Source organism: Fischerella sp. JS2 (assembly GCF_032393985.1).
Classification (GTDB): Bacteria; Cyanobacteriota; Cyanobacteriia; order Cyanobacteriales; family Nostocaceae; genus Fischerella.
Window position 1 is genome coordinate 2,449,694 of record NZ_CP135918.1, and the last position, 24,264, is coordinate 2,473,957.

The 24,264-nt window shown below is 40.7% G+C and carries 17 protein-coding genes and 1 pseudogene; 10 read left to right on the forward strand and 8 right to left on the reverse strand.

Going from position 1 to position 24,264, the window contains the following annotated elements; all coding sequences use genetic code 11:
* Positions 1-26: 26 nt before the first annotated feature.
* Positions 27-2,072: an elongation factor G gene (locus RS893_RS10135; protein ID WP_315791061.1), complete on the reverse strand. Its 2,046-nt coding sequence runs from the start codon at positions 2,070-2,072 to the stop codon at positions 27-29.
* Between the two features lie 280 nt (positions 2,073-2,352).
* On the opposite strand from RS893_RS10135, the gene RS893_RS10140 reads away from it, so the two are divergent.
* The 4 genes and pseudogenes from RS893_RS10140 (at position 2,353) to RS893_RS10155 (ending at position 7,643) form a co-directional block, all read left to right on the forward strand.
* Positions 2,353-3,261 carry a tetratricopeptide repeat protein gene (locus RS893_RS10140; RefSeq protein WP_315791062.1) on the forward strand — a complete coding sequence of 303 codons (909 nt, stop codon included), beginning with the start codon at positions 2,353-2,355 and terminating at the stop codon, positions 3,259-3,261.
* A gap of 17 nt (positions 3,262-3,278) precedes the next feature.
* Positions 3,279-4,766 carry a glycerol kinase GlpK gene (gene glpK / locus RS893_RS10145; RefSeq protein ID WP_315791928.1) on the forward strand — a complete coding sequence of 496 codons (1,488 nt, stop codon included), beginning with the start codon at positions 3,279-3,281 and terminating at the stop codon, positions 4,764-4,766.
* Between the two features lie 255 nt (positions 4,767-5,021).
* Positions 5,022-6,701, forward strand: a complete 1,680-nt coding sequence (locus RS893_RS10150) for a DUF3352 domain-containing protein (protein ID WP_396336437.1) — start codon at positions 5,022-5,024, stop codon at positions 6,699-6,701.
* 104 nt (positions 6,702-6,805) lie between these two features.
* Positions 6,806-7,643 (forward strand): annotated as a pseudogene (locus RS893_RS10155) (Rpn family recombination-promoting nuclease/putative transposase).
* Positions 7,644-8,017: 374 nt separating this feature from the next.
* On the opposite strand, the gene RS893_RS10160 reads toward RS893_RS10155, so the two are convergent.
* From RS893_RS10160 to RS893_RS10170, 3 genes are all read right to left on the reverse strand, one after another.
* Positions 8,018-8,566: a GNAT family N-acetyltransferase gene (locus tag RS893_RS10160; RefSeq protein WP_315791063.1), complete on the reverse strand. Its 549-nt coding sequence runs from the start codon at positions 8,564-8,566 to the stop codon at positions 8,018-8,020.
* Positions 8,567-8,723: 157 nt separating this feature from the next.
* A complete protein-coding gene (locus RS893_RS10165) occupies positions 8,724-8,891 on the reverse strand; it encodes a hypothetical protein (RefSeq protein ID WP_315792153.1) in 168 nt (55 codons plus the stop codon).
* Positions 8,892-8,952: 61 nt separating this feature from the next.
* Positions 8,953-10,020, reverse strand: a complete 1,068-nt coding sequence (locus tag RS893_RS10170) for a glycosyltransferase family 4 protein (protein WP_315791064.1) — start codon at positions 10,018-10,020, stop codon at positions 8,953-8,955.
* Positions 10,021-10,534: 514 nt separating this feature from the next.
* Here RS893_RS10170 and xth point away from each other — a divergent pair.
* From xth to RS893_RS10195, 5 genes are all read left to right on the forward strand, one after another.
* A complete protein-coding gene (xth, locus tag RS893_RS10175) occupies positions 10,535-11,317 on the forward strand; it encodes an exodeoxyribonuclease III (protein ID WP_315791065.1) in 783 nt (260 codons plus the stop codon).
* A gap of 96 nt (positions 11,318-11,413) precedes the next feature.
* On the forward strand, positions 11,414-11,581 hold the full coding sequence (locus tag RS893_RS10180; RefSeq protein WP_315791066.1) for a hypothetical protein: 168 nt from the start codon (positions 11,414-11,416) through the stop codon (positions 11,579-11,581).
* Entirely contained in the window at positions 11,578-11,862 is a 285-nt protein-coding gene (locus RS893_RS10185; protein ID WP_315791067.1) for a type II toxin-antitoxin system mRNA interferase toxin, RelE/StbE family, read from the forward strand. The genes RS893_RS10180 and RS893_RS10185 overlap by 4 nt, the downstream gene beginning before the upstream one ends.
* Positions 11,863-12,218: 356 nt before the next feature.
* Positions 12,219-13,094 carry an SDR family oxidoreductase gene (locus tag RS893_RS10190; protein ID WP_315791068.1) on the forward strand — a complete coding sequence of 292 codons (876 nt, stop codon included), beginning with the start codon at positions 12,219-12,221 and terminating at the stop codon, positions 13,092-13,094.
* Positions 13,095-13,274: 180 nt separating this feature from the next.
* On the forward strand, positions 13,275-14,771 hold the full coding sequence (locus RS893_RS10195; protein ID WP_315791069.1) for an HlyD family efflux transporter periplasmic adaptor subunit: 1,497 nt from the start codon (positions 13,275-13,277) through the stop codon (positions 14,769-14,771).
* 133 nt (positions 14,772-14,904) lie between these two features.
* Here the strand turns inward: RS893_RS10195 and RS893_RS10200 are convergent, their stop codons facing one another.
* The 3 genes from RS893_RS10200 to yidD all read right to left on the reverse strand — a co-directional run bounded on the left by RS893_RS10200 (position 14,905) and on the right by yidD (position 19,045).
* Positions 14,905-16,401, reverse strand: a complete 1,497-nt coding sequence (locus RS893_RS10200; protein ID WP_315791070.1) for a clostripain-related cysteine peptidase — start codon at positions 16,399-16,401, stop codon at positions 14,905-14,907.
* Between the two features lie 427 nt (positions 16,402-16,828).
* Positions 16,829-18,340, reverse strand: a complete 1,512-nt coding sequence (gene ilvA, locus RS893_RS10205; protein WP_315791930.1) for a threonine ammonia-lyase, biosynthetic — start codon at positions 18,338-18,340, stop codon at positions 16,829-16,831.
* A 390-nt stretch (positions 18,341-18,730) separates the two neighbouring features.
* Positions 18,731-19,045, reverse strand: coding sequence for a membrane protein insertion efficiency factor YidD (yidD, locus tag RS893_RS10210; protein ID WP_396336438.1), 315 nt, complete (start codon positions 19,043-19,045; stop codon positions 18,731-18,733).
* Between the two features lie 138 nt (positions 19,046-19,183).
* Here yidD and RS893_RS10215 point away from each other — a divergent pair, with 138 nt between their 5' ends.
* Positions 19,184-20,023, forward strand: a complete 840-nt coding sequence (locus RS893_RS10215; RefSeq protein WP_315791071.1) for a carbohydrate ABC transporter permease — start codon at positions 19,184-19,186, stop codon at positions 20,021-20,023.
* A gap of 80 nt (positions 20,024-20,103) precedes the next feature.
* On the opposite strand, the gene RS893_RS10220 is transcribed toward RS893_RS10215, so the two are convergent.
* The gene (locus RS893_RS10220; RefSeq protein WP_315791072.1) at positions 20,104-24,222 is read right to left on the reverse strand and encodes a hypothetical protein; all 4,119 of its coding nucleotides are present in this window, start codon (positions 24,220-24,222) and stop codon (positions 20,104-20,106) included.
* Between the last annotated feature and the right edge of the window lie 42 nt (positions 24,223-24,264).

Below are 24,264 nucleotides of genomic sequence, written 5' to 3' on the forward strand. Positions count from 1 at the left end.
AAATTTATCAGTCTGAAAAACCTAAACTATTTATTGTTACCATTACCTCCATTACCACCGTTAGTAGTCAGAATCCGTTCAGCCAGTTTATCGGGAACTTCTTGGAGATGGTCAAATTCCCAGTGGAAAGAACCAACCCCGAGAGTTTGCGATCGCAACTCTACAATAAAGTTATGCATCTCGGCTTGGGGCAAGTAAGCTGTAATACTATCCCAACCTTGCCAATCATGAATGGCTTCGTAACCTAAAATCTGCCCCCGTCTACCAGTCACTAGTTGCATGACTTTGGAGGTGAATTCGCTGGGAGTTGTAACTTGCACCCGCAAAATTGGTTCTAGGAGGGTGGGTTGACACTGGGAGATTCCGGTTTGCATTGCTACACGGGCAGCTTGCTTAAATGCTTGTTCGGAACTATCGACGGTGTGGTAGGAACCGTTAGTTAAAGTTACCGCCACATCTACAACTGGGAAACCCAAGGGCCCGTGTGCTAAAAATTCCCGTACACCCATTTCTACACCGGGAATATACTGTTTGGGAACCACGCCACCAACAATGGTTTCCTTGAAGTTAAAACCTTCACCTCGTCCTAAGGGTTGGATGTCGAGATAAACATCGCCAAACTGACCGTGACCACCACTTTGGTGCTTGTAGCGCCCGTGAACTGATGAAGCTGGTTTGCGGATAGTTTCTTTGTAAGGTATTTGTGGCAAGTGGGTTGTCATCGGCAAATTATACTTGCGACGCAGGCGGTCTAGTGCCACTTGTAAATGAATTTCGCCTTGACCCCAAAGGATAACTTCGTGGGTGTCACCGTGTTGTTCCCAAGCAAGAGAAGGGTCTTCTTCTAACAATTTGGTGATCGCACCACTTAGCTTTACTTCATCGTTGCGCTTTTCGGGAATAATGGCGAGGGCATAAACTGGTTCTAGTTGTTCAGTTTTGGGTAATTCCTTAACAGTATTGTTGGAAATTGTATCTCCTGTCTTGATACCCTCCATCCGGCTTAAAGCGACAATTTCTCCAGCCCCAACTTGATTGACTTGTTGTAGCTGTTGTCCCATCAGACGATAAATACCACCAGCGCGGACACCGTTGAGGACTATACCATCGGTTAATTTACCTTGCCAAACCCGCACTAGGGAAAGTTTTCCGCCTTGAGGAGTGTAATAGGTCTTTAACACTTGGGCTATGGTAGCGCCGTCTTTTTGTTTACTTAAGCGGCGTTCGGCTGTAGTTTCGGGTTCAGGTGCTTCTCGCACTAAGGCTTCTAGTAGGGGTCGAACTCCATAATCTTGTTCAGCAACACCAAAAAATACTGGTACTACTAAATCCGCCCCTAATTCCATTTTTAAATCTTTGAGGATTTCCTCTTGGGGCGGTTCAATGTCTTCTAAAAGTTCTTCTAGTAAGTGGTCGTCAAAATTTGCTAAAGCTTCGAGCATTTCTGCCCGTGCAATGTGTTCTTCTTCTTTTAGTTCTTCAGGAAATGGAACTGGGTCAGCAGGCGCGCCGGAATGGTAATGGTACGCTTGTTCAGTAACCAAGTCAATAAAACCGATGAGTTGTTCCCCTCCCAGAATTGGGTATTGGTGCGCGACAAGGGGACGACTAGAAACGGCTTTAAGGGCGTGTAATGTTTCCAAAACGTGGATATTCGCCCGATCCATTTTGTTGACAAAGACTAGGTGGGGAATTTCCCAGTCATCCAGGAATTTAAATAGAGGAGCAAGGGTGAGGACGCGATCATTGATGGGTTCGCAAACTACAATTGCCGCATCAACTCCAATTAGGGCGTTGTAAGTTTCTTGAGCAAATTCTACACTGCCAGGGCAGTCAATAAAGGTGAAGCGAGTGTCATTATATTCAGTGCTAGCACTGCTGACTTCTACGCTCATTTGGCGATCGCGTGCTTCTTGAGAGCTATCGCCGACTGTGTTACCATCCTTAACGCTGCCTTTGCGAGAAATAGCACCTGTTACAAATAACAAGCTTTCTAGTAAAGTTGTTTTCCCACTCAAATAAGGGCCGACAATTGCTACATTTCGCGAACCCGATTTCACTTTTTCGTTCATAAAAACTCCTTTGCGGTCTTATGTCCATAACCGCCTTATAGTTGAGTTATGAAGAGTTCAAAACCGTTATTTAGGAAATTATCTCGCCTTTAAATTGACATTAACTCGCCTTTAACCAACCGGCAAACAATCGTATTTTGTTGTAAGATTTTGGTCACTAAAAATTAAAATCTACAAATTTAGTTATATAAAATTAAAGTTTAGTAAAAAGATTGCAAAATTAACCAAATATTTGTTAATAAAACGTAACTAAATAACAGTTACGAGATAGTTAAAGTATATGCCAGTTAAACTCTATAAATATCGCCTCCAGACATGGGCGAGTTTCATATTTATAAGTGGAATCATTCTCTTGCCTTCCCCAAGTCTTCCTTTTCCTCCCTCTTTGTTAGCGCAGAATGCTCCTAGCAACGCCACAGACTATTTAAATCAGGGATTACAGGCTGTGCAGACAGGGAGAATCCAAGATGCGATCGCTTCTTTTCGCCAAGCTGCCCAATTAGATCCCAGCCTCGCACCAGCACATTACAATTTAGGTTTAGCACTGCGGCAAGCTGGACAATTACAACCTGCTGCGGATGCATTTTATCGAGCCACCCAAGCCGATCCCCAGTTTGCTTTAGCTTATGCGAATTTGGGCGGCGCGTTGTTAGAAGGCAATAATTTACAGCAGGCAAATGATTATTTACAAAAAGCAATAGAACTTGATCCCAAATTGGGTGTGGCTCATTACAATTTAGGATTAGTGAGAGAACAGCAGCAAAATTGGGATAAGGCGATCGCATCCTTTAAAAAAGCGATGGAATACAGCAAAAATGCACCAGAACCAGCCTATCATCTAGGCATATGCTATCTGCAACAAAACAAACTCGATAAAGCCACAGATGCCTTTCGCAAAGCAATACAAATCAATCCCAAGTATCCAGAAGCTTATTATAGTCTTGGTTCAGTTTTATATGGTCAAGGCAAAGCAAAAGATGCCCTAGAAGCCTTTAGAAAATCTGCTGAAGCTAACTCTAATTATCCCAATGCTTATTACGGTGCAGGATTAGCTTTTATCCAATTGCAGCAATACGCAGATGCAGTACAAGTATTACAATTTGCTAGAGATTTGTACAAAGCTCAGAATAATCCTGAATGGGCAAACAAAGCCGAGCAATTGTTGCAACAAGCACAAAGAATGAATTAGGTAGCGGGAGCCTCAACATGAGTTATATTTTGGCATTAGATTTAGGTACGACTGGCAACCGCGCTTTTGTGTTTGATGCTGTTGGTAAAATTGTCGGACAAGCATATCAGGAATTAACACAGTATTATCCTCAGCCGGGATGGTTAGAACACGATGCAGAGGAAATCTGGCAAGATACTTGCACGGTAGTACAAACTGCGATCGCTAATGCCAAAATTATTCCTAGCGACATTGTGGCCATCGGGTTAACTGTACAGCGTGAAACGTGTTTAATTTGGGATAAAACTACTGGAAAACCCCTGCATCGAGCGATAGTTTGGCAAGATCGCCGCACTGCTTCTTTGTGTAATCAATTACAAGTCCAAGGTTACGCCCAAGAAATTTATGATCGTACTGGTTTAGTCATTGATGCTTATTTTTCAGCTACAAAGCTGAGGTGGTTGCTAGATCATGTTACAGATGTAGATCTCAAAAATGTTTTAGCTGGCACAATTGATACTTGGATTCTCTGGAAACTCACAGGCGGTAAAGTTCACGCTACTGACCACAGTAACGCCAGCCGTACAATGCTGATGAACTTGACAAGCTGTAAATGGGATGAAACTTTACTGGAATTATTTCAAATTCCCGCTCATATCTTGCCAGAAATACTACCTAGTTTCGGAAAATTTAGTGTTACAGATGCCACTTTACTAGGTGCAGAAATTCCCATTACTGCTGTTTTGGGCGATCAACAAGCAGCTTTATTTGGTCATGGATGCGATCGCCCTGGTTTAATGAAATGTACTTACGGCACGGGTAGCTTTTTAGTTGCTCACACTGGCTCTGAAATCATTCGTTCTCAAAATCAACTAATTTCCACAGTAGCATGGACGCAAATTCGCAATGGTATTTTAGATGTGGGTTACGCCCTCGAAGGAAGTATGTTTACGGCTGGGGCATGTATCCAATGGCTGCGGGATGGCATCAAATTAATTAAAACTGCTGCGGAGACAGAAGCGATCGCCAATCAAATAACAGATAACGGTGGTGTATATTTTGTACCTGCCTTTAGCGGACTGGGCGCACCCCACTGGGATATGAGTGCTAGGGGGGCTTTTTTTGGTATTACCGCCGCCGTGCAACCGCAGCATTTAGTTAGGGCTGTGTTGGAAGCGATCGCCTACCAAGTTAAAGAAGTAGTCCAAGCAATCAGTACATCTTGCAGCATACCACTACAAAAATTAACAGTAGATGGTGGTGCGTGTGAGAATAATTTTCTCATGCAATTCCAGGCTGATTTGTTAGGTATAGCGGTGGAACGTCCCGTTATCCGTGATATCACAGTTCAAGGTATTGCTTTTGCGGCTGGTTTAGCGGTGGGATTTTGGAAGAGTTATCCGGAACTCTTGCAACAAAGGCAAATTGATCGTTACTTCTGGCCTAGTGATGGAAGTGAATATGCAATAGTCAATTTTACGACTTGGCAAAAGGCTGTAGCACGGGCTAAGTATTGGGCAGAGTAAAAAATATGCAAAGAAGATTTGGTTAATATTATTTAAGCTCATCCCACTCCTTTAAGGTATGGGATTTCGTGGTAATGGGTAATAGGTAATTAGCGCATTATCCATTCCATTACCTATTACTAAAAGGCGGCGGGCGACAGTTCATCCCACCCTTGAAGGAGCAAGCTTTCCCGCCGCCTTTGTGTAATTTACGAAAACTCCACAGTGACGCTTGTATCAAAATTGATGACAATTTAAGAAAAATAAACAATAACCATGTCTAAAATCAAAATCCTAATACCTGCTATTGGCGTTGCTGGAGTTATAGCAGGAAGCGTAGCTGCTTACATGTATTTTAAGGGTGGGCCTTCTGGAGATATTTCCGGTGCTGCTGGTAGTGCTAAAGTTGTGCCAGATGAAGCATTTGTGGCAACTTATATTTCTACAGACCCCAAAGTATGGGCGAAGTTAGAGCAATTTGGAACTCCAGAAGCGCAAAAGTTAGTAGCAAAAGGTCTGGAGGACTTTAATCAAAATGTATTAACTGATAGTAATATTTCTTACGAAAAAGACTTAAAACCTTGGGTTGGTGGTGTCATGATTGCCATGTTACCACCAACTTCAGCAAAGCCTGCCCAGTTAAAATTGCCTTCAGCAAATCCCAATTTGCCAGCAGTAACAACACAGGAGCCAAATGTGCTGATGGTAGTGGGAATCAAGGATAAAATCAATGCTTTGAATTTTGCCAACAAATTGAAAGGTCAAAAAGGTGTCATCACTAAGGAAATCGACTACAAAGGTCTAAAAATTACAGAAACTTTAGGTAAAGGTCAACCCACATATACTGCTGTATTGAATAATCATCTGGTGTTTGCTCCCGAAAAGCAAACTGTAGAACAAGCAATAGACACTTTTAAAGGACAGCCTTCCTTTGCTAGCAAAGAAGGAACAAACAGCATTCTAAGTAAAGATGTAGTAGAAAATACTGTTGCACAAATTTATGTGCCTGACTATGCAGGAATGGTACAGCAATTAATTAATTTAAATCCGCAAGTGCAGCAGCAATTACCACCGCAGACTTTAGCACAGTTAAAGCAACTGAAATCGATGGTGATGGGTGTGGGGATTGATGACGCGGGAGTGCGGATGAAAGCGATCGCTAACTTAGACCCAGAACTAGTTAAATTTCAGTATCAAAATTCTGCTGGTAAAGTTGTCTCACAATTACCTGCTGATACGATTGCTATGGTGAGTGGACAGGGTATTAGTAGTTGGTGGTCAGCGTTTGTGGAACAGTCCAAAGATTATCCGGAGTTTAAACAAGTACTTGAACAAGCACGATCACAAGTAAAATTAGCCAATATCGATTTGGATAAAGAAATTTTTGGTTGGATGGATGGGGAATTTAGTGCTGCGGCTATTCCATCTAATCAAGGGATTTTAGCGCAGGTTGGTTTTGGAGGAGCTTTTATATTTCACACAAGTGATCGCAAAACAGCCGAAACCACCTTTACGAAATTGGATACTTTAGCCAAAACACAGCAAGTTAACATCGCCCAAAGAAATATTGCTGGTAAGAATATTACAGAATGGCAAATTCCAGGACAAGGATCTTTAATCACGCATGGTTGGTTAGATCAAGATACCGTTTTTGTCGCTCTTGGTGGGCCAATAGCCGACGCGATCACTACTTCTAATGGTAAGTCTCTCAACGACAGCGAAAACTTCAAAACAGTTACAGGTTCTTTACAGAAACCAAATGGCGGTTACTTCTACCTGGATATGGACAAAACCGCATCCTTGATCAATCGTTTTGCAACCCAAAATCAATCTCTACCACTGGAAGCCAGTGCCATTATTAATTCTATTCATGGTGTTGGTATGACTACTACTAGTCCAGACAAATCTACCACTCGTATGGAGATGTTGTTGGCTCTCAAGAAAAAAAGCAAGTAAATAACAAAGTTGCGATCGCATTACGTGTTGAGTTTGAGTAGTGCGATCGCATTGTAGATTGAGAGCATAGTATGCAAAGATGTAATTTTGCAGCAACAGCAAAAGTGAAAACAGACAGTATTTTTACCACCTATTCGCAGAATTTCCCAGTATTTTCTTTGAGTTGATTGGACACTCTCCCAGCAATAGTCAAGATTATCAGTTTCGGTCGGTAGAAATTAAACAAACCGCTTTTCGTATTGATGGCATATTTCTACCACCAGAAGACAACACTGATCAAACAGTATATTTGTGTGAGGTACAGTTTCAAAAGATCAATTTCTCTATCATCGGGTATTTGCGGAACTATTTCTGTATTTAGACCAAAATCCAGCTACCTATGACTGGTACGCTGTGATTATTTACCCCAAACGCAACCTGGAACCAGATGAAAACAGACTTTATCAGGTTTTGCTAGAAAGTTCAAAAGTGCAGTGTGTCTATCTTGATGAACTCGAAACCTCAGCTAACAGGTCTTTAGGTATTGGCGTTGTGAAGTTAGTAGTAGAACCAGAAGAAAATGCCGCTAACTATGCTAGAGAACTCATTGCACAAGCAAGGCAACAAAGAGCAGATCGTTTATCTGTAAGAGCGATAATAGATTTAATCGAGACAATCATAGTCTACAAATTTCCCCAATTAAGCCGCCAAGAGGTGGAAGATATGCTGAAATTGAGCGAACTAAAACAAACTAGAGTTTACCAAGAAGCATTGGAAGAAGGACTACAACAAGGACTACAACAAGGACTACAACAAGGACTACAACAAGGAGTCAAAGAAGGTAAATTAGCTGCTGTTCCCCTGTTGCTAAAAGCGGGAGTAAGTATCGAAGAAATAGCTCAACAGTTAGAAGTTGAGATTGAAGCAGTTAGGCAGATAGCACAGCAGCAGTCTATAGGTTAAAGGGAAAAGGGAAAAGGAATTGAGGATGGGTGTCTATTTTTAAAATTGAAAATAAGCATAGATAGAGTAGGTGTGATCGTCTCTGCAACACCAGCATCAAACCTCAGAAGTTCACTTTTCAAGCTTTGAGGTTCAGCATCCAAGTTCAGAACATAAAATTTCTCACTTGAAACGAGAAAATTCTCGGTTGAAACCAAATATTTCTCACTTCAGACGAGAAACTTCTTACTTAAAACAAAAAACTTCTCGGTTGAAACGAGAAATTTCTCACTTCAGACGAGAAACTTTTAGGTTAAAACGAGAAACTTCTCATTTGCAATCAAAACATCAGAGTTTAAAACTTCATCATTGATGCTGAAAAATAGAAGAAGCACCTATTCATCTATCTGCTCTTTAGGTGCTTCTAACTTGAACATTTCCAGTTCCATTTTATAGTAACGATTTGTGCGTCCCATAGGAACCATACCTAATCTGTGAATGACGCGGAGTGATCTGACATTCTCAGAACGCGCAATCGCATAAATTACAGGTAGCTTTAAAGTGTTAAATCCGTAGTCCAAAATTGCTTTTGCTGCTTCAGTCGCATATCCTTTACCCCAAGCAGATTTCTTCAAATGCCAGCCAATCTCGTAATTTTGGGTTAAGTTTTCTTCCTCATCTCGTAGTTGGATCAAAATAATAGTTCCAACAATTTCTTTGTTATTTTTAAGAGCGATCGCCCATAAACCAGTACCATTATTGAGTTGGGCAAAGTTTGTCACCCACCGTTGCAGTAAATTTCTTGAACTCTCAAGATTATCGACTTTGGTGAGTAAAAAGCGTGTAACTTCAGGATCACCGTAAATTTGAAATGCTTGCTCAGCATCTTGTTTGGGAACCCAAGTACGAATAATTAGGTGATCTGTTTGTGTAAGGATAGTCATGAGGATAATTATACATATCAACTACACCTCAAATTATCCTTACTATTTGATTGTTACTTAATGGTTACTACTCCACCCTTACCTTAAGCCGAAGAAGGTGCGTCTACACACTCCTCATACTCCTCACACCTTTCAATCACCCCCGATCCCTCATTCCCTAGTCTTTAGCAACAACTCTCTTTTCCACTACACTTGAGAGACGAGTGATATTAGTACTTAACAGTGGTACTTCTTGCCGACATGTCTGACAAAACCAGTAAAGTTCACCATGACGGACATGACGCAACAGAGAATCTCCGCAACATGGACATGTGTTGCTTCTCATGCTCATACTAATGTCCTCCTTAAAAAATTGTTGATTATAAAATGTTGTTAGAAAAACTTGTTTAAAACAGGATTTTTGCAGAATGAATTCGCCCATTTAAATTAGCGCGGCTTGTGATAATTTGTTTATAAACCGCTTCGTACCCATTTACCATTTGGGTAACACTAAATTTGTTTTCTACATATTCTCGGCAGGTACGACGATTTAATTCCAATGCTTTAGGAATCATTGCTGCCATTTCTTCAAAACTCTGACAGACAAAACCTGTTACACCGTGGGCAATCACTTCTGGTACAGAACCCAAATTCATCGCAATGACTGGTGTACCAGTTGCCATTGATTCAATCATTACCAAACCAAAAGGTTCTTGCCAGGTTATGGGGAACAGAGTGATTGCAGCATTACCAAAAAGTTCTGCTTTCTCGGCGTGATTTATTTCTCCAAGAAACTGAATTTGCCGACCATCAATTTGGGGGGCAATTTCTTTTTCAAAAAATTCTGAATCTACTGCATCTACTTTTCCAGCCATTTTCAATTGCCAACCAGTTTGTTTGGCAATAGCGATGGCATGTTGTGGACCTTTTTCTGGGGAAAAGCGTCCCAGGAATGCCAAATATGGCGGATCATTGGGTTTGCCTACAAAAGGGTAATCGTTTGTATCAATTCCGTTGTAAACTGTGCCAACGTAATTCAGGTTTATCTGTCTCTGCGCGTCGCTAATACTGATGTATGATTGCTTTTGGTGATGGCTATAAATGTTGCGATTATCTTCTGTGAAACTACCATGCAGAGTATGCACTGTAGGTGTTTGTACTAAACTCGCTAAAGCTAAAGCCGAAATCCCTACATGGGAATGGATTAAATCGAATTCCACTGCCTGTTGGTAAACTTGGCTGAGTTCAAGCATTTCATACGCTGTGTACTCCTTGACATTGGGGTCTAAGCGCAGCGCACGGGGATAAACTGCTTCTAGCTTAGCCAAAGTCTGCGAATCTCCAGAAGCGAACAGAGTGACCTCATGACCACGACGAACTAATTCATCGGTTAAGCGACTCACTACTAGTTCAATTCCTCCGTAAGTTGGAGGTGGAACTCGTTCCCACAAGGGGGCAACTTGAGCGATTTTCATAAGTTGTTTTGGTTCAGCAAATAATATCGTCCTTAACTAATAGGACTTCCACACAATTAGGTAGAGCATTTTTACCTAACTATCTGACTTTAACATTAACCTGAATGACTATTAAGAGTGCAAGCTCGATTAACCGAACTTTGCGATCGCCTGCTAGTGCAAAAGGCAGATAACAGAACATAAAAAGCTTAGAGAAAAAGCTTTTAATATATTCTTAATATTTTGATGATGTTGATCACAATGTATGAGCCATTGCAGAACATCAGCATAAGCAATCAGGTAACTATGCTGATCAATTTAAAACTAGTAATACTTTGCTTGCATCTATCTTGGGGATCATAGATAATAAAGGGTTTTGTAGTGAAAAACACTCTTTTCAATAAAGAGATCAATTTAAGCAATAGGTAAAAGGAGGGGTTAAAGGAGTATGAGGAGAAATATTTAAAGGAAATAGAGGAATATGGAGGGGATGCGGAGACGCAGCGAGTAATAAATGACTAATGACAATTGACAAATGAAAATAGCTACTTGGAATGTAAACTCTATCCGCACTCGCTTGCAGCACGTTGTTGATTGGTTAATTCAAAATCCAATTGATGTATTGTGTATGCAAGAAACTAAGGTTATTGATGAGCATTTTCCGCGATCGCCTTTTGCAGAATTAGGCTACCATCTTTATTTATCAGGGCAAAAATCTTACAACGGTGTTGCCATTATTAGCCAACAACCTCTACAAGATATCAGTACCAATTTTACAACAATATTGCCAGAAATACCACCAGAATTTAACGAGCAAAAGCGAGTAATTACGGGTGTCATAAATGGCATAAGAATAGTAAATCTTTACGTACCAAATGGCTCGGCAGTCGGTAGCGAAAAGTATGTATATAAACTACGCTGGTTGGCAATGTTGCGAGAGTATTTACAAACTCTGCTAGTATCCACACCCAATATTTGTATGTGTGGTGACTTTAATATTGCCTTGGAAAATAAAGATATCCACGAAAAAGTAAATCCAGAAAATCATATTATGGCATCTGAACCAGAGCGCCAAGCTCTGCGAGATATCTTGACACTGGGATTTGCTGATGCTTTTCGCAAATTCACATCGGAAGGTGGGTATTATAGCTGGTGGGATTACCGCGCCGCATCGTTTCGTCGTAACTTAGGTTGGCGAATTGACCATCACTATCTTACACCCAATTTGTATGAACGCGCCAAAAGTTGCACTATTGATATCATGCCTAGAAAGTTAGTCCAACCTAGCGATCATGCTCCTGTAATTCTAGAATTTTAGACATGAAGTGGATTATGGACTAATTAAGCCCATTGTTATAGAGAAATGATATAAGATGAAAAAACATCGAATTTTCAAAAGATATCAACACTGTCGATGAGCAAACCTGTATCTTTTCAGACAGTCATTGAATATGTAGAGGCTCTTTCGAGCAAAGAGCAAGGTTTACGAAATGCTGCACAAACGCTAGAAGCAATTAGAACAGGTACAGCCAAGCGTGGTACTCTTGAGAGTCTGCGGGCTGATTTGTTAAGTGAAGAATGAGGGTTCTTGTTGGGGATAGTAGCTTCAAGTATGCTTTTAAACGAGTTATTCGTAAAAATTCATACTTAGAAGAAACAATTTTTGAGGTTTTGGAATTACTGGTAGCTGATCCATTTGCACCTACTTCAAAATCACATAAGTTAAAAGGTAATTTAGAGGGTTTGTGGGCATGTTGGGTCGAGTATGATGGCCGTATTATCTACACATTTCAGCCAAATCTTGATGAGGATGAAGATATGATCGTGCTAATTGATATTGGCACTCATGATGAGGTTTATTGAAAAATAGAGGGAAGGTGAGCGTCATCAAAAATTAAATGTGATGCCATACTCGGGAGAACATAACAGGAGTGCGCTGCTAGATACCGAGGTTTTTGCAAGAAACACCCCCCACAAGCAATACCAAAGACAAGAAACCATTGGGGTAGTCGCTTTTTACTATCAATGAAGAATAAAGGCAAAGGGAAAATTTCGCTAGGACAGTTGAGTTTACCTTCTGTAATTTTGGAAGTTTAAAATACAAGGAAGCGGGGATAGGGGATAAGTAAGGCAAGGAGGACAAGGAGGACACAAAATTTTAGTACTTCCCAATCCCCAATCCCTGATCCCCAATCCCCTACACCCAATCCAAAATCACTATGTTTCTAGTTACAGGAGCTTCAGGAGGAATTGGTCGTCGTGTCGTGCGAATTCTGCGCGATCGCGAAATGTCAGTCAGAGCATTTGTTCGTCTCACTTCGCGTTATGGAGAGTTAGAACATCGGGGTGCTGAAATTTTTATTGGTGATTTAGAACAACAAAAAGATATTCACAAAGCTTGTCAAGGTGTTCAGTACATTATCAGCACTCATGGTTCTGATGGCAATCCCATAGCTTTGGACTACCGCGCCAATATAGAACTCATTGACCAAGCAAAAGTAAATGGAGTGCAACATTTTGTATTAATTTCTGTACTAGGAACTGACCGGGGATATGAAGATGCGCCGGTGTTCAAAGCAAAACGAGCAGTAGAAAGATATTTAGAAAGCAGTGGCTTAAATTACACTATTTTACGACCAGCTGGATTAGCATCTAACTTGCTGCCATTGGCAGAGCGATTTCGAGAAACAGGGGTGTACTTGCTAATTGGCGACCCTAAAAACCGGACTTCAATTGTGAGTACAGACGATTTAGCAAGGATGGTAGTCGATTCTGTGACAGTTGCAGGCGCTCGCAATCAAATTTTACCTGTTGGAGGGCCAGAAATTTTATTACGAGAAGATATTCCCAGAATTTTCGGTCGCATCTTTAACAAAGAGCCAATTATAATTAATCCGCCACTATTTATGATTGATGGATTGCGTGGTGTGTTGGGTTTTATTAATCCTCAAGTACAAAAAAATTTGGGAACCTTCCGCACATTGCTGGCAAACGAATTTTTCTGTACAACTGAAGAAATTGCCAACTTAGAAACGATTTTTGGTTTTGAGTTGGAAACACTAGAACATTTTTTACGGCGTTATTTAGCAGTTTAAATTGGTTAGTGGTTAGTGGTTAGTGGATAGTAGTTAGTGGGTAAACTAATCAACTACTAACTACTAATGTACAGACGCGATGTTTCTCGCGTCTCTACCCACTAACTTCTAATGTACAGACGCGATGTTCCTCGCGTCTGTACCCACTAACTTCTAACTAATAACCACCAACAAACTTTTATGAGATACTCCCTAGCTGCAAATGCTGCTCAAGCACGTCAAACAAAACAAAGATTTGCCAAACCAGACGAACAACTTTCTTATGAATTGGGTAAGGCGGTGCAAGAATTACCGCCTTTGTATACAAGATTATTAGCAGGAACAATTAGTGTAATCGTGTTTGGGGCGATCACATGGGCGCATTTTTCCCAGGTAGATGAAGTGGCGACAGCAAGCGGAGAGTTAATTGCTTCTAGTCAAGTACGACCGATTACATCTCTAGGAAATGGTTCAATTTTAGCTGTGAAAGTTAAAGAAGGCGATCGCGTTAATAAAGGTCAGACTTTAATCGAACGTGACCCAGATTTACAACAATCTGATGTTGTACGCCTCAGCAAATCTGCCAATTTAATCAAAGAAGACTTACGACGTTTGGATGCAGAACGTACAGGAGTAACAACCACAGGTACACAACTGCAAGATCAACTTTTGACTTCGCGTCTACAAGATTACAAAGCACGTCAAGCAGCAGCAGAAGCAGAAGCAAATCGTCAAAAGGCGTTGATGGAACAAGCAAAAGTCCGCCTTACCCGATTGCAGGATAACTTAGTTAACGCCCAAACAAGCCTTGCTAACGCCAAAACCAACCTCGTCAATGCCAAAAGTCTCCGAGAAAAAGTCGTTAGCAACTTGGCGATCGCTCAAAAAAGAGAACAAGGGTTACGCACTCTCGATAATTCTGGTGCCATACCTAGAATAGATTACCTAGAAGCACAAGACAGACTTAATCGTGCCAAAGCAGAAATCACTAGAGCCAATGATGAAGTCACCAACGCTCAAAATAAAATCACAGAGGCACAAGATAAAGTCATATCTCTAAAAAAAGATATTGATGCCCAAAAGCAAGAAATTCTCCAAGCTCAAGCAGCTTATCAAGCTGCTAGCACTCAAGCACAGCGTTTGGCTTCAGAACGTTTAAGTGAAATTTTGACCCAAATAAATAAGCGTAAAGAAGAACTCACCAACGTTCAAGGTCAACTGGATCAAGCCCAAAAGCAGCGACAGTTAGAAACTATTGAAGCTCCAGTCTCTGGAACTGTCTATAGAGTCAAAGCTACTAAAGGACCTGTACAATCAGGTGAAGAATTACTTTCTATTCTGCCAGATGGAGAAGAATTGCTATTAGAAGTCAAAGTCCTCAACCGTGATATCGGTTTTATTCGGGAAGGAATGAAAGCAAAAATTAAAATGGCAACCTTCCCATTTCAGGAATTTGGCGTTATCGATGGAGAAGTTCTTCAAGTCAGTCCCAACGCCATTATTGATAAAGAATTAGGTTTAGTTTTCCCCACTAGAATCAAGCTAGACAAACACTCCTTGATAGTGCGGGGTCAAGAAGTAGCCTTCACTCCTGGTATGGCTGCCAATGGTGAAATTGTCACCCGTAAAAAGTCAGTTTTGACTTTCATTTTAGAACCTGTAACTCGCAGATTCAGCGAAGCATTTTCTGTCAGGTAGTGATTGGTGGTTGGTAGGTACAGACGCGATGTTCCTCGCGTCTGTACAATAGTATTTGGTTGTTTTATTATTATTGACCCCTCACACTCCCCCTTGTCTCCCTGGTCCCCAATCCTGATCCCCGATCCCCTAACTACGCAGTTTGCCACCAACGCAAAAACTCATCCCAGGTGGTATCTGCGGCAAAATCGAGATTAGAACTATTGTAGTAACTGTCAACAGACTTACCTCGTGTTTGGAAACTGATAGCCAAACCAGTAGCCCGTTCATCGGCAGAATAATTGCTGATAACTAGACTATTGTAAGCATCAACAACCATGAGAGCAGCATCACGGATCATACTAGTCATAGTTATGTCATTTATCACCCCAGCAAGAATCGAACCTAAATCACGATATTCAGGATAGTACCCGTCACCAAAATTCACAGAACTAGCACGATATGTCTCTAATTTCATGCGATCGCTCAATGTAGAGACATTCATGAAAATAGTCGCAAACTGACTCAAGGTATTAGATAAGTTGTTGGGATTACTAGACCTAAGTTTAACCAAATCAATAGCTGATAGTGTCTCCTGAACGCCAGTATCTAAAGGCCCGTAATAATCTCCAAAGCCCTTGACAATAGCACTACCAAACTCAGCAGCTGTCATCTTAGAATTTGCAGTTAGATCAGATAGTACTCTGGTGTAGTTCCAACCTTGCCCGGGTGTTAATTCTTCTGCTGCTACCATTACCGAAGCATGATTTCTGATCTGATAAGCAAACTCTGTCATACCCATCAGACAAGCATCAGCACCAACTACATCAACTGTGTCAGAAAGATTAGCTAAAGCAGCGCTAATTTCCTTTAGTTCTAGGCGGTCACTTTGATTACTATCGTCCCAGCATATGCCATCGTAGCCACCACCGTGATTCCATAGCACCAGAGCGTAGTTATTGGCTTTGTAGTTGGTCATCGACCAGTTTATAAAATCGCTAAGAGTGCTTTGAGCGCCCATATTTGCTTCGTCAATGCTTGTTCCCCAGCTACTACCAGGCTTATCCCATTGTCTGACAAGTCCTCGCCGAGTATCTGTCCAGTTATCATATCTGGAGTCGTATCCAGAAATCCGATCCATCTGTACAACAATATTGACGTTTGCTGTGGAGCCAACCTTACCCATTTCTAGAAAGTCTTGAATACCATAGTTTTCTAGATTGTTATCAGCATCAAGGTAAACCATAAAAGTCCAATCAGCAGTAGTAGGTGGAGTAACCACTTCTGATTTGGCAGAAACTCCTAGTTTATAGTTAGTACTGCCACTTGCTGAGTAAACTTTAATAAAATAATTACCACCATCCAAAGTAGTCTGGATCGACTCAGACTTTCTACTAGTCTGATAAGAACCTGCAATTATTTCATTTGTATCAACCTGACCATTAGAGTTAGCATCCCTAATCAACTGTACGTCTGCGTTAGCAGTCAGTCCACTGAGAGAAAGATTAAAACTACTACGTCCACTGAGATTAAAACTATAAAAATCAACTGTATCGGAACGACCTACCCAATCTTGTATTGATTGGGTATCTGAAGTAACATTTAAAGCTTTAGCGCTGTTTAATGTATTATCCCTGGAATTAGCACGCATAATATCTTAGCTTCTTTTGAAATTGTAAAAATGTAAGTCTCAAATCCTTGCTATCCAAGGAAAGACAGTAGTTAAATACTGCTATTTATAAACCAGAAATAGCTAGGGTATACTTACGTAATTACAAAATCAAGAAAAGCTAAAGATACAAGCAATCTTTATAAAAAATGTTGGGAATACATATTAAATATCTCAAAATTTATACACTATGAAACTAGGAAATAGGAACGAGAAAATCTCTGGATTTATGGTGCGATTGAACTAATGAGTGGAAAACATTTCCAACATGAATACCCTAAACTCAATAGTGACTATTTTCAGCAGTTTTTGGACTGGTTCTCTCAAAAATTAGGCAGGGATTTGTGTAAGTTGTAAATTTAGCGTTTGAGCGATCGCAGTGTCAAACTGCTATTGTCTGCCCGTTTTTCTACCCCAAAAACAGCTTGTAGGCTGGATTCTTATTTTCATCCCAGTAACGATAGCCGAGAGTATCCAAAAAAGCCTGCCACTCTTCCATCTCATGGGGAGGAACCTGTATCCCTACCACTATCCTGCCGTAATCTGCTCCATTATTGCGGTAGTGGAACATACTAATATTCCAGTTAGGACTCATAGAATCTACAAACTTCATTAATGCACCAGGGCGTTCGGGAAACTCGAAACGATAAAGCAATTCATTGTGAGCCAGGAGAGAGTGTCCACCTACCATATGGCGCAGGTGTAATTTTGTTAGTTCGTCATCGGTTAAGTCGATTGTTTTAAACCCGCAGCTTTCAAAAGTTGCAACTAGCTTTGCGCGATCGCTACGATTTTCGATTTGCACACCCACAAAAATATGAGCTTCTTTTTGATCGGCAATGCGATAGTTAAACTCAGTTAAATTGCGTCTGCCCATGCATTGGCAAAACTTACGCAGACTACCCGCTTCCTCTGGAATTGTCACTGCAAAGATGGCTTCACGGCGTTCACCCAATTCTGCTCGTTCTGCAACAAAGCGGAGGCGGTCAAAGTTCATATTCGCACCACAGGCAACAGCAATTAATGTCTGTCCCTGGATTTGTTCCCGTTCTACATAAGCTTTAGCACCTGCGATTGCCAATGCCCCCGCAGGTTCAACAATAGAACGTGTATCTTCAAATACATCTTTTATTGCTGCACAAGTACCATCTGTATCAACTAAAATAATGTCATCCACATACTGTTGACACAGCCGAAACGTTTCTTCTCCGACTTCTCGCACTGCTACACCGTCAGCAAATAAGCCGACTTGAGACAAACGTACTCGTTTGCCCGCGCGCAAAGATTGATACATTGCATCTGCATCTACTGGCTCAACACCAATAATTTTTATCTCTGGACGCAACCGTTTCACATAAGCTGCAATTCCAGAAATCAATCCACCCCCGCCAATTGCTACAAAAATTGCATGAATCGGTTGCTGACATTGCCGTAAAATCTCCATCCCAATAGTTCCCTGTCCAGCAATGACATCGGGATCATCAAAAGGATGAATAAATGTTAAGCCTTTTTCTGCTTCTAGCTGACGAGCATAAGCATAAGCATCATCATAAGTATCCCCGTGTAATACTACCTCACCACCACGCGCCCTCACTGCATCTATCTTTACCTGGGGTGTGGTTACAGGCATAACGATAATGGCTCGTGTTCCCAATTCTCGCGCACCAAGAGCAACCCCTTGAGCATGATTTCCCGCAGATGCAGCAATCACACCTTGGGCGAGTAGATCCGGCGGCAGATTTGCCATCTTGTTATAAGCGCCACGTAACTTAAAGGAAAATACTGACTGCATATCTTCGCGTTTTAGCAGTAGCTTATTGTTCAGCCGTGCAGACAAATTGGGAGCGTATTCTAATGGTGTTTCTTGGGCAACATCGTAAACGCGGGCAGTCAGAATTTGTACTAGGTAGTCACAGAGCATGGGCGTTAACAGGTTGATAGATGCCAGATAGAGGATAATTTTACGGCACTTTTGTACCTGTAAACTCAGTAAACAGTTATCAGTGATCACAAAATAAAGTGACCCATAACGTGAATTAAAAAATTCGATAACATACCAAATAACACCGATTCACCTACGGAAAATCCATCTGTATCATCTGTACTAATCGGTGTGCATCTCTTGAAAAGTTTGTAGACACGGAGTTGCTTAAGGTAAGGGTGCGGAGGTTTCCTCCGTACTCTACCTTGAAGCCGCGCAAAGCCCGCCTTCAAAGCAGCGTCCCGGAGGGAACTTCAAAGCTTTTCAAGAGGGTGGTCGATAAAAAATGATTTTGTACCACACGCAAAAATTCACATCAGGTTGTCACTCTTAAATCGGTATACAACAGGGAATAACGATACATCCACCTTCTGCACGTTGACTTTGTATCTGAGCAGATAATTTACACGCTTTGAATCTTTGGGGAGCCATTTGTATAGCTGTGAGCAAATTTTGGTTAATCAGTAAACGCTTCACATAATCAGAACAAGACTCACCCCCATAGAGTAACCGATGGGGACATGAAAAACCCTTGCGAGGAGACAGATGTTTTTGATAAGTATTGAGTGATGCGATCGCAGCTTGGGTTACAAAAGTCTCAATCGTACTGACTGACATAGAACAGATAGTGATAGAAACTACCACTTCATCTTCTAACCAACATTAGCTGCTATGACTCTATCAACAGGTTTAATTTGCGTACTAGGTCTAATTGCCTGCTGTGAATAAAATTTGACTAAAATCAAATATCGGTGAACTTCATTTTCATTCACAATTAATATTATGAGTTTTTCTAGCCGCAACTTACAAGTAAAAAACATAGGGACGTACATTATATTAAGTGCGATCGCAGTAGTGACGCTTTTCCCCTTATTTTGGCTTGTCAGTACTGCACTCAAATCTCAAACAGAAAATATCTTTCAGTCACCACCACAGTTATTACCAAGTCAACCCACTTTTGAGAACTTTGTTAGCGTTTGGCAATCTAATCCTTTTGGACAATACTTATTTAACAGTACTTTGGTCGCTGTGCTAACTGTAGGATTAAACTTACTGTTTTGCGCTTTGGCTGCTTATCCTTTAGCGAGACTGTCATTTCCAGGCAGAGACTGGATTTTTATCGCGATTATTTCCACAATTATGATCCCGTTTCAAATTGTGATGATCCCCCTATACATTTTGACAGTCCAGTTAGGTTTAAGAAACACTTATTTAGGCATAATTTTTCCTAGCTTAGCTTCTGCCTTTGGTATTTTTCTGTTGCGACAAGCTTTTATGAGTGTGCCAAAAGAGATGGAAGAAGCAGCACGTATGGATGGCTGTTCAGAGTTAGGTATATGGTGGCATGTAATGTTACCAGCGGTTCGTCCCGCATTAGTCACTTTGGCAATTTTCGTTTTTATTGGTTCTTGGAGTGACTTTTTGTGGCCTTTGATTGTGATTCAAGATGAAAGCTTGTACACCCTACCTTTAGGTGTAGCAAAACTAGCAGGTACTTTTTCTCTTGATTGGCGGTTAGTAGCTGCTGGCTCAGTAATTTCTATTCTGCCAGTAATGATATTATTTCTCTTTCTACAACGCTACATCGTACCGACAGAAACTGGTAGCGGCGTGAAAGGATAAATTGAATCAGTGATCACTTAACAGTGCTCAGTGATCAATAAATGATAACTGTTAACTGATCACTGAATTTAGGAGACACTTTATGAAGAAACATTGATCACGAAATTTACAGTATAGGGTTCCTCCAATGATTGTTGAGTACTACCCTTAATGGCATCAAGATGACGACCTAGAGATTGCAACTGTGAGGAATTGGGACGATAGGTGAGACTTCCTTGTTTTTCAAATAAAGGCGCATTAGCGATCGCTTTATAATCAAAATTTTCTTGGGAGGTGAGGGTCAGCCAGGAAAAGTCTACATTGCTGGGGAGCAAACCTGGAGGTAGTTCACCTTCTAAGAAAGCTAACAGGCGTTGTTGACAACTACGGGTGTTGATACCACGAGCCTCGAATAACTGAATTATTTCATTAAAAGATAAGGCTCGGTCTGGTATGAGTCGCAGCAATTCTGTAAACAGAAAATAGTCAGTATACTGTTGTCTAGGTACTTCTAAAACTTGGGGATGCAAAGGAAGCATAGCCAAGCCGTATGCTACACGACTGCAACTAGGAGTACCATTTTCATTCAAATACAAATCCTGGATGATTTTTGCATTGGGGAGTTTTTGCCGTAGCCAACGAGAAACAGCAGCTAAACTAGATGTCCCACCTGTCAGGATCGCTTGATTGATTGCTTCTGTAGGTATGCCTTTTGCTACTAATAATTTGTTGAGTTCCCGGTTAAGCCGCCGCACGAATGGTACAAATACCTGGCTCTCTAAATCTCGCCGTTGCAAGACCCAGCACTGGTCTGCTAATTCTAAAGTAAACGATTCTTGGTGTTGTAAAATTAACTTGAGGGCTACTGCTGCATCCAAAATAGCTTTACCTAAAACAGAACTTTCTAGGCGTTGTTGTAACTTAATGCGATCACTTGTGTCTGGTTCCCCTGGTCGTGGTAATTTTAATTCTTCCAAACCCAAACTCGCAAAACTCATCTGTTCTACACCAGCAATCATCGGTTGCCATTGTAAGGGACTACTGGTAATAGTAGTGTTGTTACCCTCCTGGGAGGAATTACGTGGTTTGCGCCATTTAGTTGGTAGTAGCAACTGACAGATAATATCTTGCTCAATTCCCTTACCAGCATAAGTAAAATTATGGAGCATAAAATCGCTGTGAGTTAGTTCTTCCAGGCTTTCTGGCAAATCAACTAGTGTCATTTCCGTTGCTGCTGCACCAATATTTATCACAAGAGTATTACCTACTAAAGGATGCTCACTAGTTTTGGCAGAATGAGATTCTTGACTTTTACCAAATTGAATAATTTCACCATTAGCGCCATCCAGTTCCGAAAGTAAACTAGCGATCGCTTCTTCAACAAAGAATACTTGTTGGGGATGGTGAATAATTTTGCTTAGCAGCAAAGCTTCACGGATATTAAAGCGGTATTGTTCTGACCAGTGAGATGGACAGGTACAGATCACGCCAGCCAAATTGTTGATAGCACTGTGGAAGATTTGTTGGTGTAAACCCACTCCCGTCGCAGTTAAACCTAAAGTAGTGCTACTGCGGTCTAATCTTAGTGTTGATAGTAATTTGGAGAGCGATCGTATAACCCAAACCAGAGGAACCGTAGCAACTTCATTAAATTGCAATACTGGCTCCCATTTTTGCTGTTCATTTTTGTAGGGAAGGGCTATTTGTAAATAAGGTTTTAACTGCGCGGAAAAAAGATTTGAGGTTGTAGTATCTTGTTCCTGTGCAGGTGGTAAGTAAACTTCTGCGGGTAAACGGAATGTGCGTGTTTTAGATACAGCTTGTGCTTGGTTTTCTGTTGACCAATAGAGAGGATAAACCTCGTTTGTGGAGCGATTTAATAAAGTTGCAGAAATTCCCGTTGTCCCTATATCAATTCCCAGATACCAAATATAGTCTCCTATATTGGATCTAATTTCCGTATCATCTATAAAGTTGGAATCTCCAGGCAAAATCTGTTCTGAAGAAACTGTTGTACCAACATTTTTTTCAGTTTCAGTTAATTGAGCGCTATGAGCAGAGTCTGGAATTTCTAAATCAGTAAGAGGTTGTAATTGAGGATTAGTCTGTTCACCAAAGTTAGCTAAATCTTGATCTAATTGTAGCAATTGTTCTGCATCTAATGCAATTTCTGGGATAGCTGCATTCTGGTTTTCTGCTTGGATTAATAAATTTTCTTTTGGTGAGGCTGGAATATAGTTATCTGAAGAATCATTTACAGTGCGATCGCCACTGTTTTCTTCTATTGGAGTTAGGTCTGTTGTTGTAATTACAGATTCGTCAACAGAAGTAACTGTTAAGGGCTGCTGCTCATTACTTGTGTCGAACAATAAATTACTCAGACTTGTAATTTTATCAGCAGTTGGTTCTTCAACTGGTAAAGGGGGAGTTTCATTATCTGCTTCCGTAAACGTGATTTTTTCCCATAATTCTAATAATTGCTTTCTAATCTTTTCAGTAGTAGCTTTTTGTGTATCTTCTACTTTAATGTTGCCACCTTCTAAAAGACCTGCATCTGGCTCATCAAACCAAGGATCGGACGCAGGAATAGGAGGCTGCTCTTGTTGTGTTTCATTAATTGCAGGTGCAGATAAAGTATCAATAATACTCACATTATCTGAAGAAGCAGTAGCATCTACAGGTAATTCTTCAGTAGGGTCTGCAAATTCAAACAGAACTTCCTGGAGAATTAAATCTAATTCTTCTTGATTAGTAGGTGCTTGTTCTTCTGTAGATGATCCTGTAGGGTCTGCTACTTCAAACAGAACTTCCTGGAGCATTAAATCTAATTCTTCTTGATTGATTGTTGTTTCTTCATCTAGTAATTCTGTGGGGTCTGCTACTTCAAATAGAACTTCTTGGAGAATTAATTCTGCTTCTTCTTGATTTGCAAGTGTTACCTCATCCACAGATAATACTTCTGTGAAATCTGAAACTGTTAACTCTGATTTTTCTTGCTTAGTTGCTGTCTCTTCTACAGATAAATTTTCGATTGAATCTAAGACTTCAAAATTTGTCTTTTGAGACGAAAATTCTGGGTTGGTTGTAGCTAAATTGTCAGATCCAAACAAACTGGCATATAATTGGTCTACTTCATCACGAATTGATACAGAATTATCTTGGTGTAATTGATCAATTGTGAAATTAGTAGCAGTGTCTGAAGAATTTAGCGTATCTTGATTCTGCTGGGTAAGAACTGTATCGAGTTCTGCTGTTTGAGCGTCAGTTTTTAATTGCTCAATTTTATTGCTGGATTGTAAAGTTCTCAAATCATTAGCGAGTGTTTGTTTTTGAATATCAATAGTAAATGGTTCTTTAGAAGCAAATTGTAGCTGTGCCTGTTGTGCCAAATTATTGATCAAGTTGCCAAATAACTGTTCTCCTTGCAAGCCTTGACTATACATTCTTGCTAGTGCTTGGGAAAGAGACTCATGATATGTGTGAATATTACGTTGTAAAGCTTCAAAGACTACATTAACAGTTCCATCAAGTGCGAGTAATTTTTGGTCTAATTCACTAGCAAGACGTGTTAATCGCTCTAACTGCTCCTGTGACTCTAATATAGGTAAAGTAGCAAAAGCAAGTTGTTCTGTATTGTCTCTATTCGTTGTATTGGAAGAACTAGCTTCCCCAAGCGCTAGTGGTGTTTCTGGTGTTGAATTGAGAATATTTGTTGGCATTTTGGGCTGTATATTGCTCCCAAGACGATTACTCAGCACCTGCAAAAAATTTGCTATTAGCTGTTCTTGATTTGCCAACTGCTGTGCCAGGGAAAAGTTTTGTAGCCGCCTTTGCTCTAACTCTTTTATTTCCTGAACAAGATTTGCTCGTTCCTGCAACAGTGTTTGTAACTCTGCCTGTAATGGTGCTAACAAGGACGATAGTATATTTGCCTCACTACCTGCTTGTTGGCTGGGTTGATTTGCCTGTGATGCCAAAGAGTAACTATTTTGATTAATAAATTTTGTTAATAAAGGTGATGACTGCGGTTTTGGCTGTTGCTCCTTTGGGGTGTTACTCTGGTCTGCTTCCGCACAGCTAACTAGAAAGTTACGAATTCTTTCTAATATCTGTCTTGGCTGTTCCTTCTCGCTGGCAAGAAACCGAGAGAGGCGCTTGTTGGAAAGTAAACTGTCAATGTCTGCGATGAGTGTTTGAATTTCGGTTGTGCGGAAAGTCACGTTGATTCACCTTAACTAGAACTGTACGTCACGTCTGGTGGT